The organism is Xenorhabdus ehlersii (assembly GCF_003610465.1).
Lineage (GTDB): Bacteria > Pseudomonadota > Gammaproteobacteria > Enterobacterales > Enterobacteriaceae > Xenorhabdus > Xenorhabdus ehlersii.
This window is the reverse complement of sequence record NZ_RAQI01000007.1, coordinates 196,198-212,387: the sequence shown is the minus strand read 5'-3', so window position 1 is coordinate 212,387 and position 16,190 is coordinate 196,198. Positions and strand designations below refer to the sequence as shown.

The window sequence follows — 16,190 nt, the reverse complement described above, 5'->3', positions numbered from 1 at the left end:
AGAATTACAGCTTATCTTTCGTCGGTTCCCAACGACAAAAATCATCATTGGCGACCAACAATAACTTTTTGCCTTCAGTCGAATCTAACCATGCAATAGTCAGTAAACCGGAGCTATTGCTTTGCCTTTCTTCGAGCCATTTTTGCGCGTGAGGCTCAAATTCAATGAATAATTGTTTTCCTGAACAGGTGGTAACTCGTCCATTCTGCCAATGCCCTTGTAACAACTTAACCTCATCTGCAATTAAAGCGTCGCTGATTTTTTCTATCTGCTTAGCATCAAATGTCAGACGAGCCACATCATCATCGGACAACGGTTCATTACGTTTTTGTAATTGCCGTAGTTTAAAAATGACAGAATTATCTTGGGAAATACGTAATGTCTCTGCAATTGGTGGATTATCAAACACATTGCGGCGGATTTGCCACAAACTGCCATGACGATATTCGTAGAAAGTAACAATGGTATCTTTATTATGGGGTGCTTTATTGTGGTAGGGGCTGTAAACACTCATGATAACCTGAGGTTTACTGTTTTGATCGTTTAAACGCCATAAACGAATAACGCCGCTGTCAGTTACAAAACCGCTGGCGCTGAAAAGAGGTGTTTTTGGCTGAATCGAACAGGCGCTGAGCAAAGAGATGAACCCTAATGCTAACAGCCCCTGTAGAATCAACAAAAGGGGTTTATTTCCCCCTCTTATTTTTTTTCGCAATTCGATTACTTAACTGCGTCTTTCAGTGCTTTACCAGCGGAGAAAGCAGGTACGTTTGCTGCTGCGATTTTAATTTCTTTACCAGTCTGTGGGTTACGACCAGTACGCTCTGCACGATGATTAACTTTGAAAGTACCAAAGCCTACCAGCTGCACTGCATCACCGTTTTTCAGAGATTCAGTGATTGCATTCAGAGTTGACTCCAGAGCAGCTTTAGCCTGAGTTTTGGTCAGGTCTGCGCCTGCTGCAATTGCATCAACTAATTCAGTCTTATTCATAGATTATCCTTACAGTGTGTTTATCGTTTGCAAAGCATCGAGTGCGACGGATATGCCGATTTGACAGCACCCCTGCATACACGCACCGATAGCCACTTCTTTTCGCCCCCCAATGTAGAACAGAGTGAGGGCAAATGTGAAGCCTTTAAATACGGCAAATCAAGCACTAAGTCACGTTTTATAAGTTATTGCGCCAAATTTATACCGATATTGCTAACCCCCGCTTCACGGAGATCAGCCTTTAATCCTTTAATCAATTCGATGTCCCGTTCTTCGCAATTTGCCAACAAACGGTAAATCTCCCATTGAATGTCCCATTCTTCCTCAATGGCTGGTAATACTTTTAACTCATCCTCAGTCAGTTCCCTACCGGCCTGCGTCATTTCCAGCATAGCAACAGTACGGATGGATGTTTCACTGACGGCTATTGCATGCTCTAACGTCGAGCCACTCAGACGAGAATGAATTACTTCACTCAATGCAATGCACGCATCAATCGCTGGATACACACCATAAATATCATAATCTTCTGATGATGGGATAATGGTTTCCAATTTTTCCAGCTGATTATCAAAATTCACTTTTACATCTTTAACGACCAAAATTTCCCACACAAGATCCAGAATGCGGCGATATTGTACAGGGTCTGCAAATCCGCTTTGGAGACAAAATGCCTGATAATTTGGATACATCCGCTCACATAGACTAGCCATAAAAGTCAAATGTTGCCAACTTTCGAGTTTCTCCAACCGCAGGTGGATCGGGTTTCTTAACATTGGTCGTTACTCATAATGCCTAATTTGCGTCGAAGTTTACCTGAAAATCAAGAATATCCACACTTTTCCGCCACAATTATAGATTTTTCTGTATTGTTTGCTCAAAAAACGGTCTATTTGAGGCAATCCCGTCCGCCCAACGGGTAGGTTCAGGCAGTTTATACCCCTTCATACACTGCTCAACCCAAAAGACCGCACTATCAATACTGATCCTATGTCCAAGGGAAATATAGAGCGGATTGCATCTTTTTTTACTTCTCAATACGACACCAATTTGTTCACCGTGATCCATCAATGGCTGACGGTCTCCCTGAACCTCGCCTACCAGCACATGTTCACCACACAAACGGCTTTTTGCCACCCCAATAGAGGGAACATCCACTAATACCCCAAAATGGCTGGCGATACCAAAACGCCGAGGATGGGCAATGCCCTGACCATCCACCATCACCAAATCAGGCCGCAAACTTAATTTTTGCCATGCAGCTATCAATGCAGGATATTCACGAAATGAGAGTAAACCGGGGATATAGGGAAGTACCGTATCAATTCTGGCAATTTGGTACTCGACCAATTCTAGTGAGGGATATTGCAATACCACAATGGCGGCACGCGTCACCGTACCGCTTTTTTCAAACCCAACATCAGCACCCGCAATGAACCTTGGCGTAAAAGACGCAGAAAAAGCATCATGGCGGATAACCAGCCGTGATTTTTCTATCTGTTCCTGACGTAATGCCTTTGTATCAATCATAAAATCATTGATGGTATTTTACTGAAAGTCTATGTACTGCTTCGACAAATGCGCCTGCGTGCTCTGGCGGAACATCCTGATGAATGCCATGCCCCAAATTGAAAACATGCCCACTGCCCACACCAAAATCTTGTAAAATTGTCGAAACTTCTTCTTCAATTCGTGCGGGTTGGGCATATAGCATGGATGGATCCATATTACCCTGCAAGGCGACCTTATCTCCAACGCGCCGACGTGCATCAGCAATATTCGTTGTCCAATCCAAACCCAGTGCATCACATCCTGTCGCCGCCATCGCCTCAAGCCACTGCCCTCCCCCTTTGGTGAACAGAGTAACAGGTACACGGCGTCCTTCATGTTCGCGGATCAAACCATCAACAATTTTATGCATATATTGCAGGGAAAACGCCAGATAATCGCGATGAGACAAAACCCCACCCCAAGTATCGAAAATCATGACAGATTGAGCGCCGGCTTTTATTTGCGCATTCAGATATAGAATAACGCTGTTTGCCAATTTATCCAGTAACATATGCAATGTAGCAGGCGCCGTATACATCATGGCTTTAATTTTGGTGAAAGCCTTGCTGCTTCCGCCTTCAACCATATATGTGGCCAATGTCCACGGGCTACCAGAAAAACCGATCAAAGGAACTTGCCCTGCCAATGCTTTACGGATAACCCGCACTGCATCCATAACATAGCCTAACTCCAGTTCGGGATCAGGCACAGGCAATTTTTCTACATCAGCATGATTCTGAATCGGAGAATGAAAACGTGGCCCTTCTCCCGTTTCAAAATACAGCCCTAATCCCATCGCATCAGGAATAGTCAAAATATCAGAAAACAGGATAGCTGCATCCAGTGGAAAGCGGCGTAAGGGCTGGAGAGTAACTTCACAAGCCAATTCGGTGTTTTTACATAACGAGATGAAATCTCCCGCCGCCTGACGCGTAGCTTTATATTCAGGTAAATATCGACCGGCCTGACGCATCATCCATACCGGTGTGATATCGACGGGCTGACGCAATAAGGCACGCAGATAGCGGTCGTTTTTCAACTCATTCATGGCAAGCTCCCTTGATTAATTTATGCACGACAAACAGACGAGAAAACTGGCGCAGTTTAACATGCCTGAATTTGAACTTCTGGCATAACCTCCAATAACGTGATGATTACTGATAACGGCATAACGCAACCGTATCTTCAATTAAACGGCGAGCAATCGTATCAGGGGGAGGAATCAAGGGAAGATTATCATAACGATACCAACCTGCACTGATAAGTTCGATGGGGTCAATATTGATTTCACCGCTCTCATAATCGGCCAGAAAACCCACCATCAATGAATTCGGGAAAGGCCACGGCTGAGAGGCGACATAGCGCAAGTTACGGATCTTAATCCCGCTCTCCTCCATCACTTCACGATGCACAGCCTCTTCCAGAGTTTCCCCCACTTCAACAAAACCGGCCAGCACTGTATGGACCCCATTGCGATGACGCTGATGTTGTGCCAGCAAGATATGGTCATCACGGCGAATACCGACAATGATGCTGGGTGCAATTTGTGGATAGTAATGTTCATGGCAATGGTTGCACAAACAGGCCCATTCACGCTGACTATGCTGCATCTCATGACCACAATAACCACAATAGTGATGTGACCGATAAAACTCAGCCAATTGCACCCCACGCCCGACCAACTGAAATAACTTAGCATCCCGATCAGCAAGTAAACGGGGAGAGGACATATCTGAAGCCATTTTCTGACGAACCAACCAAACCGTTTCCCCTAACCACTCACCGATGGGTTGTGCTATCTGACCTTGCAATGACCACTGATTGGCCGTACCTAAAGGTAACTCCCCTTGTGGTAGCCAAACCCGATTTTCAAGACTGACAATCCACCAGCCTTGTTCTCTACCTATCAGTTTTTGTTGCATAATATCTGTTCCATCATTGGTTATGTCATTATTCCCATGATACTTTGCCCAAAATCACTACAAACAAAGCATACGCCTTTTTATCTTATTTCGTCTTCAATCTTGTTATATTAACCCTGTTTCTGAATACCCTTCTTCAATTAGGAATCACAGTAATGTCAAAGAAAATCGCTGTATTTGATCTGGATGAAACACTGATTTGTGGGGATTCCGGCCGCCTTTGGACGGAATATCTATGGGAAAAAAGAATTATTACCGATCCTCGTTTTATCGAAGCAGATCAAAAAATGATATCTGATTACTGTGCGGGTAAGCTGGATATGCAGAAATATCTGGCTTTCAGTTTACAGGCACTCCAACAAATTCCTGCTGAACAAATAGATATCTGGTTGGCCGATTTTGTGGAAACCAAAATCAAACCCATTTTTTATCCTGCCGCCAAAAAACAATTGGCTATTTACCAACAGCAGAACATCCCAATCATTATTATTTCCGCTACCGTTTCTTTCATAGTTAAAAAAATCGCGGCTGCATTTGGCATCCAGACAGCAATGGGTATTGATATGGTAATGAAAGCGGGGTGCTATACTGGCGATATTCAGGGAATTGTAACCTTCCGTGAAGGCAAAGTTGCCCGCCTGCAACAATGGCTTGAAGAACAAAACTTATCCCCACAACATATCTCATTTTATACCGATTCCATAAATGACTTGCCAATGTGTTTATTTGCTGACGAAGTCTTTACTATTAACGCAGATAATAAATTGCAATCAGAAGCTGAAATACGCGGTTGGAAACAGTTGAAGTGGGTTTTATAAAATAATTTAGTGTGCTGTTCCCCAAAACGGGGGTTGTAGTTTTCACAATCCCCTTTATACTTTGGGGTGTTTTTTCTTGTCGGAGTGCCTAGCGTTCAACGTATATCACGATGGACACAGGCTGAGACCGTTAATTCGGGATCCGCAGAACCTGATCGGGCTAATACCCGCGAAGGGAACAAGAGTAATCACCCCGCTGCCAGTCATCGTACATCTATGCAAATACATGTACAGATACCAATCAGCACCAACCATTACTCCCTGCGAGCTCCAGACAAGCAATTTTCTCAACTTAAGTCTGCTCAACAATGAGACAGGCGATAACACAGTCAGGAATTTGCTATGTCTAAGTCCAACAATATCGTTATTTCGGATACTGTTATTCCAACGGCTGATATCTCGCCTAAAATCCAGCCAGCACGGCCCCGTAAGGCTCAAAGAGATGCGGCACAAACATTTATCCATTCCGTTCAAGGGATCACTTTTCCCAATTCAAATCGCATTTACCTTGAAGGCTCACGTCAAGATATTCAAGTACCTATGCGTGAGATCCAACTTTCTCCTACACTCATTGGTGGCACAAAAGAAAATCCCCAATTTGAGGAAAACGAACCCGTTCCCGTTTATGACACTTCTGGCGCTTACGGCGATCCGGCGGCCATACTGGATGTCGAGAAAGGCTTACCTAAACGCCGCCAACCGTGGATTGATGAACGCAATGATAGCGAGCCTGTTTCGGTTCTCAGCTCCGATTTCACGCAACAGCGCCTTACTGATGCCGGACTAGATCACCTGCGCTTTCATCATCGCCCGCATCCACTAAAAGCCAAATCGGGCAAACGGGTTACCCAGTTGCACTATGCACGCCAAGGGATCATCACACCAGAAATGGAATTTATCGCACTACGCGAAAATATGGGGCGTGAACGTATTCACAGTGAAATCTTGCACCAGCAACATGCAGGGCAAAATTTCGGTGCTAACTTACCGGAAAACATCACACCAGAATTTGTCCGCCAAGAAGTGGCTGCCGGCCGCGCGATTATTCCCGCCAACATTAATCATCCTGAATCTGAGCCGATGATTATTGGTCGTAATTTCTTAGTGAAAGTGAACGCCAATATCGGTAATTCCTCCGTCACATCATCCATTGAAGAAGAGGTGGAAAAACTGATTTGGTCTACCCGCTGGGGTGCAGATACAGTGATGGATCTCTCCACCGGACGCTACATCCACGAAACCCGCGAATGGATACTGCGCAATAGTCCGGTTCCCATTGGTACTGTCCCGATTTATCAGGCACTGGAAAAGGTTAACGGCATCGCAGAAAACCTGACATGGGAAATGTTCCGCGACACTTTACTGGAACAAGCCGAACAAGGCGTAGATTATTTTACTATTCATGCTGGTGTACTGCTGCGTTATGTACCAATGACCGCTAAGCGCCTGACAGGTATTGTTTCCCGTGGCGGCTCAATTATGGCGAAATGGTGCCTTTCCCATCATAAAGAAAATTTCCTCTATACCCACTTCCGCGAAATTTGTGAAATTTGTGCAGCCTATGACGTCTCCCTCTCTTTGGGGGATGGATTGCGTCCTGGCTCAATTCAGGATGCCAATGACGAAGCCCAATTTTCAGAACTGTATACCCTCGGTGAGCTGACTAAAATCGCATGGGAATACGATGTTCAGGTCATGATTGAAGGGCCAGGGCATATCCCAATGCAACTTATCCGCCGTAATATGACGGAAGAGCTGGAGCATTGTCACGAAGCCCCATTTTATACATTAGGGCCACTGACGACTGATATCGCCCCTGGTTATGACCATTTCACCTCTGGCATCGGCGCCGCCATGATTGGCTGGTTTGGCTGTGCCATGCTGTGTTATGTCACTCCCAAAGAGCACCTCGGTCTGCCCAACAAGGAAGATGTCAAACAAGGCCTGATTACTTACAAAATCGCGGCACATGCGGCTGATCTCGCCAAAGGCCATCCGGGTGCACAAATCCGTGACAATGCCATGTCGAAAGCGCGCTTTGAATTCCGTTGGGAAGATCAATTCAATCTGGCGCTTGATCCTGACACCGCTCGCGCTTATCACGATGAAACCTTACCACAGGAATCCGGCAAAGTTGCCCACTTCTGTTCCATGTGTGGACCAAAGTTCTGTTCAATGAAAATCACACAAGACGTGCGAGATTATGCAGCAAAACTAGAACAGAAAGCAGGTATGGAACAGATGTCAGAAGAATTCCGTTCCCGTGGCAGCGAACTCTATCACAGTGCGGAGGAGGTGGTGCATGAAAAATCAGCCTGATATTCCAACACTCCCACAAACCCCTTTTGCTCCAACAGTGCATAGGTTGGGACTCTATCCGGTTGTGGATTCCCTAATGTGGATTGAGCGATTACTGGAAGCCGGTGTCAGAACCCTGCAATTGCGCATCAAAGACCTGTCTGAAGAACAAGCAGAGAAGGATATTCAATCCGCCATCGCGCTTGGTCGCCAATATAACGCCCGTTTGTTCATTAATGATTATTGGCGTCTGGCAATCAAGCATCAGGCCTATGGCGTTCATTTGGGGCAGGAAGACCTCGATATCGCCGATCTCAATGCCATCCAGCAAGCCGGATTGCGTCTGGGCATTTCTACTCACGATCAACAAGAACTGGCGCGGGCAAAATCCCTGCGCCCCTCTTATATCGCGTTAGGGCATATTTTCCCCACCACCACCAAAGAGATGCCCTCATCACCACAGGGCCTTGCAGCATTAAAACATCAGGTGGAGATCACACCGGAATATCCTACTATCGCCATTGGTGGCATTTCGCTGGAACGAATACCGGACGTGGTAGCAACAGGAGTCGGTGGTGTAGCACTGGTCAGTGCCATTACAAAAGCGAAAGATTGGCGACAGGCAACGGCAAGATTGCTTCATCTGGTTGAAGGACAAGATCGGGGGCTTTTATGTTAAACGATCAAGAATTTATGCGTTACAGCCGCCAATTATTGCTGGAAGACATTGGCTCCGAAGGGCAAGAGAAACTAAAAGCCAGCAAAGTATTGATTGTCGGCTTGGGTGGATTAGGATCACCGGCTGCGCTCTATCTCGCGGCAGCAGGAGTAGGACACCTTTATTTGGCAGATGATGACAAGTTGCATATCTCAAACCTGCAACGCCAGATTATCTATCGCACAGCAGATATTCCTGCCAACAAAGCCCAATTAGCAGCAAAACAACTAGCTGAACTAAACCCGCAAATCAATATCACTGCACTCACTGAGCGGCAAGGTCGTGAATCTTTGGTTAATGCTGTCAGTAAAGTCGATCTGGTTTTGGATTGCTGTGACAACATGGCAACTCGCCATGCCATCAATGCCACCTGTATTGCAGAAAATAAACCACTCATCAGCGGTAGTGCCGTTGGCTTTAGTGGGCAATTAATGGTATTGACTCCCCCTTACCAGCACGGTTGCTATGCCTGCCTCTATCCTAACCAAGAAGAACCTCACCGAAATTGCCGGACAGCCGGTATCTTAGGCCCTATCGTTGGAGTCATCGGCACTTTGCAATCCTTGGAAGCCATAAAAATGCTGGCTGGCCTTTCTTCTTCCTTAGACGGAAAACTCCGGCTGTTTGATGGTAAACAGCAAAGCTGGAGCACATTACAGCTTACTCGCTCATCGCAGTGCCCAATTTGTGGCGCGACCAGACATGCCGATAAAAAACGGTTAGGAAAAGAAGTCGCATGAACATTATTGTCAACGATCAACCAATGACACTGAATGCACCCATGACAGTGCAACAATTGCTGGAACATATAGAACGCACGCAATCAGGGACCGCTTTGGCTATCAATCAAACCATTATTCCGCGTTCAGAGTGGCAAACCCATCAGATTAATGACGGGGACACTATCTTGCTGTTTCAGGCCATTGCTGGTGGCTGATATTGCCGGAGGTTATTTTATGTTAAAAATTGCAGATACTACCTTCCAATCCCGCTTATTTACCGGAACAGGCAAGTTTGCCAATGCAGGACTCATGATCGATGCAATCCGCGCTTCTGGCAGCCAACTGGTAACAATGGCAATGAAACGCATCGATCTTCACGGCAATAATGACGATGGCATTCTTGCACCACTGCAACAATTGGGTATCAAACTGCTACCCAATACCTCTGGAGCTAAAACCGCGGAAGAAGCCATCTTCGCCGCTCGCCTCGCACGGGAAGCGTTGGCAACTCACTGGATTAAATTGGAGATCCACCCCGATGTAAAATACCTGTTGCCCGATCCCGTTGAGACATTAAAGGGGGCAGAACAGCTAGTCAAAGAGGGATTTATCGTTTTACCCTATTGTGGCGCGGATCCTGTCCTGTGCCGCCGATTGGAAGAAGTCGGCTGTGCTGCCGTTATGCCATTAGGTGCCCCTATTGGCTCAAATAAAGGGTTACTGACCCGCGATTTTCTACAAATCATCATCGAACAGGCCAACGTACCCGTTGTTGTGGATGCAGGGATCGGAGCACCGAGCCATGCACTGACTGCCATCGAAATGGGTGCGGATGCTGTGCTGGTTAATACCGCCATCGCTGTTGCCCGCAATCCCGTTAAGATGGCCCAGGCATTCAAAACCGCCATTGAAGCCGGTGAACTTTCACATCAAGCAGGCGTAGCAAGCCAGAAATCCCATGCTGAGGCTTCCAGCCCGCTGACCGATTTTCTGGGGGTACTATGACAAACAGAACATTTAGCCAGCGCTGGCAACAACTGGATTGGGATGACATCACCCTACGCATCAACAGTAAAACATCACCGGACATTGAACATGCACTAAACAGTACTCGCTTGACGTTGGATGACTTTATGGCCCTGCTCTCCCCTGCTGCACTACCTTATCTTGAGCTACTCGCCCAACGCGCACAACAACTCACTCGCCAACGTTTTGGTAATACCGTGGGATTTTTTATCCCGCTCTATCTTTCCAATCTGTGTGCCAACGACTGCACTTATTGTGGTTTCTCCATGAGCAATCACATTAAGCGCAAGACACTCAATGAACAGGAAATTGAAGCAGAATGCCTCGCACTAAAAAAACTGGGATTTGAGCATATTCTGCTGGTGACAGGGGAACACCAAAACAAAGTTGGCATGGATTATTTTCGGCGCTATCTTCCCTTGATCCGCCGTCATTTCAGCTCTGTCTCAATGGAGGTTCAGCCATTGGCGCAAGAGGAATATACTGAACTGAAAACATTGGGATTGGATGGCGTGATGGTCTATCAGGAAACCTACCATCAGCCCAGTTATCAACTGCATCATTTGAAAGGTAAAAAGCAGGATTTCCACTGGCGATTGGAAACACCGGAACGCCTTGGTCGAGCGGGAATAGACAAGATTGGGCTGGGAGCCTTGATTGGGCTATCCCACAATTGGCGAACAGATTGTTATATGGTGGCTGAGCACCTCTTCTTTCTGCAAAAACAGTTCTGGAAAAGCCGTTATTCCATCTCTTTTCCACGCTTGCGCCCCTGTGCAGGCGGTATAGAACCCGCTTCTTTAATGAATGAAGCCGAACTGGTGCAACTGATTTGCGCTTTCCGCCTGCTGGCACCCGATGTCGAGCTTTCCCTTTCCACCCGTGAATCGCCCTTTTTCCGTGATCACGTTGTCCCTCTCGCGATCAACAATATCAGTGCAGGTTCAAAAACCCAGCCAGGCGGTTACGCCGATGAACACCACGAGCTGGAACAATTCGCCCCCCACGACAATCGTTCTGTTTTTCAGGTCGCCGAAGCCTTGGTCAAATCAGGTTTACAACCCGTCTGGAAAGATTGGGATAATTACTTAGGCCGATGATTTGCTAGAAAACCATTAATGTGCAGTAAAATGCACATTATGGTCATTAATGAAACGGGTGGTCAGAAATACGTTCCCTTGTTACCACGCTGCAACCCGCTCTCTCTTAATAGAGATCTAACTTAAATCATGCAGGTGCTTTTTCAACGATGACGTTAGGCTAAAGTCTGAAAACCTCACCTGCAATCCTTCACGTTCTGGTGAGCAACACATCGCCCCGACAAAAATCCGCTGATTGCTAACGGTAAAAGGAGACAATCTCAGTAACGGCCATGTCACACCATCGGTGGAATACTGCAACCTGATAGCACCACCATGGTAAGTCAGCCGTAACCAAAACTTCGCTGGATTACCAGGGAAAATTCCCATGGCCCAATCAGAACATCCATTTGTCAATACACTGCCGATGGTTGCCTGCCCATCAGAATGTTCAATCCCCGCTTTTAGCCAATGTTGCTCATCCACCAATAACATAACACCAGCCTGATCATATAATTGTTCAAACTGGCCTTCGATACAAAACTGGAAGGTAAAACCTTCTTCAAGTTTAAAATCATCAAGATAGCCACCAAACACATGACCACTATGACGCTGAAAACCATACCATGTATCACGCCAGAAATCGGTTTTATTGTCTGTCGTGACATGAAGTTCATTATCCTGATACCGCCATAAAGCAGGTTCATTCAACCAATGACATTGCTGCAAATTCATCAATATTTACCCTGTTATTTCTTGGTGGGATTAACCAAACCATATCCCGCTAACAATGAAAGGGAAAGCACAGCAATACAGGCAAAAGCACCATGTAATGTTACCTGATGTGCCAAACCGCCAATAATTGCCGGCCCAAGCAAAATCCCTGAATATCCCATCGTAGAAACGGCAGATACTGCCAACGCATCAGGCATCACTTTCTGTTGGCCCGAAGCAGTGAAAAACATCGGCGCCAAATTGGATAGTCCCGCTCCAATCATCAGGAAAGAAATTCCCAACTGAATCGTGCTGGTTGCCAGATAGATCAGGACAAAACCTGACGTCGCCAAAATCGCACTGCCTAAAAATACGCGCCGATATCCACATGTTGCAATGATCTTATCACCCAAAAATCGCCCCGCAGTCATGGTAATGGCAAATAGCGTATAACCAAAACCCGCCTGATGACTACTTATGTTATGCACACTACTTAATAAGATCCCGCTCCAATCCAGCATGGAGCCTTCCATCAAGTAAACCACAAAACAGAGAGAGCCAATCAGGATAACAATGCCACGCGGCAAGGCAAAAAATGGCGTATCCTCCGTTTCGGTGTTATCCAGCATTCCATTCCATGTTGGCAACAATAACAGGATAACAATTACCCCTACGGCAATGGTGACCTGAAATGGTGAGATCCCCAAAAACAACAATAGGCTGACAGTACCGGCTCCCGCAATTCCCCCTAAGCTGAATAATGCGTGAAAACCCGACATAATCGGTTGATGTACTCTTTTCTCAATATTGACCGCATGGATATTGATCACCACATCTGTCGCCCCAATTCCCATACCAAATACAAACAAAGCACAAGCCAATGTCAGCGGGGCTGAGAACACGCTTAGCCCCGGTAATATCAAAACAGCTAACAAGGCAAAAAAGGCAAAAACCTTCCGGCAGCCAAAGCGAGTTGCCAACATTCCCGCTATTGGCATCATAATGAAAGAACCAATACCAAACACCAGTATCAGAAGCCCCATTGAACCATCATCCAGACCCAGTCGTTCCTTCACCAATGGGATCAGCGGCGCCCAACTCGCAATACTGAATCCCGCAATAAAAAACGAAATTCGCGTTGCTATGATAGGCTGCTTTATTGAAGAGACTGCATATTCTTCAGACAATTTGACTCCTCCAAACTATATCCTTCAAACCATACCCTTTAAAACAATACCTTTTAAAACAATACCTTTTAAACAACGCTTTCCACCGTTCTGGCGGAAAGCGCCAAATAGTGGTCCTCAATAAAAAATCACTTTATATTTATTCCTGAAAACTGGAGAATATCCGTTAGCTTCTCAATGACACGGGAAGCCTGCTCATACTGCTCTGCTACCGACAATGCATGGGGCCAGGCATATATCCACGGAATACCGGCCTGCTTTGCCGCCGCAATCCCCAAATCAGTATCTTCAATCACCAACGTTTGCTGAACATCCATCTTCTTCAATTTCAGCATAGCCAAATAAGGATCAGGGAAGGGTTTAGTTCTTTCCACATCATCGCCAGAAATTAAGGCAGGTGGTTCATGTAGATCCAACAAACCAAGATTGGCCAAACACACATTACGCGGCGCAGTGGAAACAAACCCAAAGTTAGTGCCATCTTGTTGTAAGGCGGCAATCAAATCATTAATTCCCGGACGCAAGTAATGTACAGACAATTTCTCTTGATAACGCGAAATAATTTTTTCGGTAATATCTTGTTGCATCGATGGAGAAACACCAACCTTATCTAAGGTTTCCGCCAAACTTAACCCAATTAGTTGCTGCGGTTGGATATTACTTATTTGAATAGGTGCCTGTTCTCCTAATTCATTACCTAACTCATTACCTAATACATCAAGCAATACATCAAAATGCAGTTGTTCACTATCGACAATAACTCCGTCGATATCAAAAATAACATTGCATCTATTCATCGAAGTCGTCCTTCAAAATAATCCATTATTTTAGGTCAGAAATACGAATTAATACCTTGCAGTTTGGTGTACTGAGAGGAATTTGCGTTTTCGATGCAATATCACAGCCGACAGTAAGAAAAGCCTGTTGGTAATCTTTGAAATCAAAAATCTGACTGATAAAACGCTTAACAGGGATTACACCATCACGGATCATGGCATAGGCACGTTCAAAACTATTATTCAGGGAATCAATGGAACCTATTACTGAAAGACTTTTATCTGCAATTCTCATAATGTCCAAATTGGCATGTTTATCTTTCAGGGCAACATTTAATAATTTTCCACCCGGTGCCAGATGATCAAAAATATATTCAGTCAACTGCCCCGTTGTATCCACACATAAATCAATCAGGGCTGACGTATCACCATATTCCTGCATTAATGCTTCATTAAAGTCAGAATACAACTGGCATTCCGGTGGCAAATTATTTCTTGCAAACTGAATTCGGTTCTCATTCTTTTCGACCATAAATGCTTTTACGCCCCGCTCATGCAACGCCCAAATGTACAGCATCCCCATCGGGCCAGCACCTGCCACTGCCGCACGAATATTAGTGTGAGTGATCCCCAGCTTATCCACGCCGGTTATTGTGCAGCTTAGTGGTTCAGTCAGTGAGGCTTCCTCCATACTGACATGATCATCCAGCTTGATAAGCAAATTTTCTTTTGCCAAATATTGCTCTGCGAACGCGCCATCATAGGAAACCCCGGCTTCTGTGCCCAGTTTTCTCTCACAATGGTTAGGACTACCTGTCTGACACATCCGGCAATGCCCACAAAAGTAAGTTGGGTTAACAACAACACGATCACCCACCTGAAATTGAGTAACACCGCTGCCAATTTGGGATACCACGCCTGTGGTTTCATGCCCCAAAGTGGTTCCTGGGATGGCAACAGGGTAAGCACCAGTAATAATTCCCACATCCGTGCCACAAATACCACACACTGCAATGTCAACAACAACATCATCGGGTTCAATACAAGACAAAGGCTCAACTTGCTGGACTTCAACATCCCAAGTTTGATGATATTTAAGTACTAACATGATACAGCCTCCTTATGTACCTGTGTGATAGTCGTTAATTCTGAGAAAGTCAGCTCCAGTTTATGGAGAATTTCTGCCAAATGTTCCTGTGTGCAAATCAATGGTGGACGAACTTTGATTGCCCTTCCTTTGCCATAACGGGAGCCACGCAAGATCAAATGATGGCGGTTAGCAGTAGCAATCACCTGCGCTGCAAAATCTGGGTTTGGTGTGTCAAAGCCATACATATACCCCACACCTCTCACTCCCGTAATCTCTGGATATCGCTCCTGTAATTTCAACAAACCATCACGCAGATAATCTTCATTTTGTTGCACATTTTCCAAAACATGATCATCTTCAATAATATCGATAATTTCGTTGAGGGCGACCAAAGAGAGCGGATTAGCACCAGAGGTACTGGAATGTTCGAATGATTCCAGGATATCCAATGAATGACGCATCAATACACCACCCGTTGGAATACCGATACCCCCTGCTCCTTTGGCGAAAACGATGATATCTGGCTCCAGTTCTTTGGCATAACCCGTCGATGCGAAGAACGTACCTGTGCGACCAAAACCTGTTTGTACTTCATCCGCGATAATGATGATGCCATGCTGACGACAGATTTCTCTGAGCTTCCGGTAGAAAGCCACAGGGAAAACCATGTTGCCACCATTCCCCTGAATCGGTTCAATAATCAGACATGCAATATTGTCATTAGAGCCTAATTGAATAAACTGTTCTAAATCGACAAATTGTTCTTCACTCGGCTGTGATTGCCCTGCCAAGACACTGGCTGGCGTAGGAATTTTTATTGAACCATCAATACTTATATGGAAGTCTTTAATTCTGAATGCATTGCCAGAAATTTGAGCTGTCGCAAGAGATTGCCCATGATGAGCAAGGAAGAGTGAAATAACGCCTGAGCGTCCCGTTGATTTTTGCGCTATGCGAATAGCACATTCAACTGCCCCCGATCCAGAAACATCTCGCAGCCAGATGCGATCGACTCCTTCAGGTGTATATTTAATTAATTTACTTAAAATATATTGTGACATTTCACGTGTATAAGCCGAGCTCAAATGTGTACATCTGTCAATCTGTTGTTTGAGTTTTTCTGCAATCCGATGATTTGTATAGCCGAGCGGCAAATTAAAAGTTCCCGATGCCGCATCAATATATTTTTCACCATCAATGATCAAATAAGGGCCATGACCGATAAAACGAGAAAGCATGCTTTCAAGATGGTTTCTATTTTCCATAATGACTCACCACTATTAGTTACATTAAACG

18 protein-coding genes and 1 riboswitch are annotated in these 16,190 nt (G+C 45.4%); of the genes, 7 read left to right on the top strand and 11 right to left on the bottom strand.

The window, feature by feature from the left end; all coding sequences use genetic code 11:
* Positions 1-4: 4 nt before the first annotated feature.
* The 6 genes from BDE27_RS18485 to nudC form a co-directional block, all read right to left on the bottom strand.
* Positions 5-673 (bottom strand): DUF1481 domain-containing protein, encoded by a 669-nt coding sequence (locus BDE27_RS18485; RefSeq protein WP_244208840.1) that lies wholly within the window; start codon positions 671-673, stop codon positions 5-7.
* A gap of 47 nt (positions 674-720) precedes the next feature.
* On the bottom strand, positions 721-993 hold the full coding sequence (gene hupA, locus BDE27_RS18480) for a nucleoid-associated protein HU-alpha (RefSeq protein WP_010848914.1): 273 nt from the start codon (positions 991-993) through the stop codon (positions 721-723).
* A 185-nt stretch (positions 994-1,178) separates the two neighbouring features.
* Positions 1,179-1,769 (bottom strand): YjaG family protein, encoded by a 591-nt coding sequence (locus BDE27_RS18475; RefSeq protein WP_099130887.1) that lies wholly within the window; start codon positions 1,767-1,769, stop codon positions 1,179-1,181.
* A gap of 76 nt (positions 1,770-1,845) precedes the next feature.
* Complete coding sequence (gene nfi / locus BDE27_RS18470; RefSeq protein ID WP_099130888.1) at positions 1,846-2,523, bottom strand: deoxyribonuclease V; 678 nt, start codon at positions 2,521-2,523, stop codon at positions 1,846-1,848.
* 4 nt (positions 2,524-2,527) lie between these two features.
* Positions 2,528-3,592 carry a uroporphyrinogen decarboxylase gene (hemE, locus tag BDE27_RS18465; protein WP_099130889.1) on the bottom strand — a complete coding sequence of 355 codons (1,065 nt, stop codon included), beginning with the start codon at positions 3,590-3,592 and terminating at the stop codon, positions 2,528-2,530.
* Positions 3,593-3,698: 106 nt separating this feature from the next.
* The gene (gene nudC / locus BDE27_RS18460; RefSeq protein ID WP_099130890.1) at positions 3,699-4,466 is read right to left on the bottom strand and encodes an NAD(+) diphosphatase; all 768 of its coding nucleotides are present in this window, start codon (positions 4,464-4,466) and stop codon (positions 3,699-3,701) included.
* A gap of 155 nt (positions 4,467-4,621) precedes the next feature.
* Here nudC and BDE27_RS18455 point away from each other — a divergent pair, with 155 nt between their 5' ends.
* The 7 genes from BDE27_RS18455 (at position 4,622) to thiH (ending at position 11,148) form a co-directional block, all read left to right on the top strand.
* A complete protein-coding gene (locus BDE27_RS18455) occupies positions 4,622-5,284 on the top strand; it encodes an HAD family hydrolase (protein WP_099130891.1) in 663 nt (220 codons plus the stop codon).
* Between the two features lie 70 nt (positions 5,285-5,354).
* Positions 5,355-5,479: riboswitch (TPP riboswitch) on the top strand.
* A 147-nt stretch (positions 5,480-5,626) separates the two neighbouring features.
* Positions 5,627-7,603 (top strand): phosphomethylpyrimidine synthase ThiC, encoded by a 1,977-nt coding sequence (thiC, locus tag BDE27_RS18450; protein WP_099130892.1) that lies wholly within the window; start codon positions 5,627-5,629, stop codon positions 7,601-7,603.
* A complete protein-coding gene (thiE, locus tag BDE27_RS18445; protein ID WP_099130893.1) occupies positions 7,587-8,261 on the top strand; it encodes a thiamine phosphate synthase in 675 nt (224 codons plus the stop codon). The genes thiC and thiE overlap by 17 nt, the downstream gene beginning before the upstream one ends.
* Complete coding sequence (locus BDE27_RS18440; RefSeq protein WP_099130894.1) at positions 8,255-9,040, top strand: HesA/MoeB/ThiF family protein; 786 nt, start codon at positions 8,255-8,257, stop codon at positions 9,038-9,040. Before thiE ends, BDE27_RS18440 begins: the two co-directional genes overlap by 7 nt.
* Positions 9,037-9,237, top strand: coding sequence for a sulfur carrier protein ThiS (thiS, locus tag BDE27_RS18435; protein WP_099130895.1), 201 nt, complete (start codon positions 9,037-9,039; stop codon positions 9,235-9,237). The genes BDE27_RS18440 and thiS overlap by 4 nt, the downstream gene beginning before the upstream one ends.
* 19 nt (positions 9,238-9,256) lie before the next feature.
* Positions 9,257-10,027, top strand: a complete 771-nt coding sequence (locus tag BDE27_RS18430) for a thiazole synthase (RefSeq protein WP_099130969.1) — start codon at positions 9,257-9,259, stop codon at positions 10,025-10,027.
* Positions 10,024-11,148, top strand: a complete 1,125-nt coding sequence (thiH, locus tag BDE27_RS18425; protein ID WP_099130896.1) for a 2-iminoacetate synthase ThiH — start codon at positions 10,024-10,026, stop codon at positions 11,146-11,148. The genes BDE27_RS18430 and thiH overlap by 4 nt, the downstream gene beginning before the upstream one ends.
* 117 nt (positions 11,149-11,265) lie before the next feature.
* Here the strand turns inward: thiH and BDE27_RS18420 are convergent, their stop codons facing one another.
* From BDE27_RS18420 to BDE27_RS18400, 5 genes are all read right to left on the bottom strand, one after another.
* Positions 11,266-11,862 (bottom strand): DUF1349 domain-containing protein, encoded by a 597-nt coding sequence (locus BDE27_RS18420; protein WP_099130897.1) that lies wholly within the window; start codon positions 11,860-11,862, stop codon positions 11,266-11,268.
* A 14-nt stretch (positions 11,863-11,876) separates the two neighbouring features.
* Entirely contained in the window at positions 11,877-13,028 is a 1,152-nt protein-coding gene (locus BDE27_RS18415) for an MFS transporter (protein ID WP_099130898.1), read from the bottom strand.
* Between the two features lie 128 nt (positions 13,029-13,156).
* Positions 13,157-13,825: an HAD family hydrolase gene (locus BDE27_RS18410; protein ID WP_099130899.1), complete on the bottom strand. Its 669-nt coding sequence runs from the start codon at positions 13,823-13,825 to the stop codon at positions 13,157-13,159.
* A 25-nt stretch (positions 13,826-13,850) separates the two neighbouring features.
* Positions 13,851-14,912 (bottom strand): zinc-dependent alcohol dehydrogenase, encoded by a 1,062-nt coding sequence (locus BDE27_RS18405; protein ID WP_099130900.1) that lies wholly within the window; start codon positions 14,910-14,912, stop codon positions 13,851-13,853.
* The gene (locus tag BDE27_RS18400) at positions 14,906-16,159 is read right to left on the bottom strand and encodes a class-III pyridoxal-phosphate-dependent aminotransferase (protein ID WP_099130901.1); all 1,254 of its coding nucleotides are present in this window, start codon (positions 16,157-16,159) and stop codon (positions 14,906-14,908) included. The genes BDE27_RS18405 and BDE27_RS18400 overlap by 7 nt, the downstream gene beginning before the upstream one ends.
* Between the last annotated feature and the right edge of the window lie 31 nt (positions 16,160-16,190).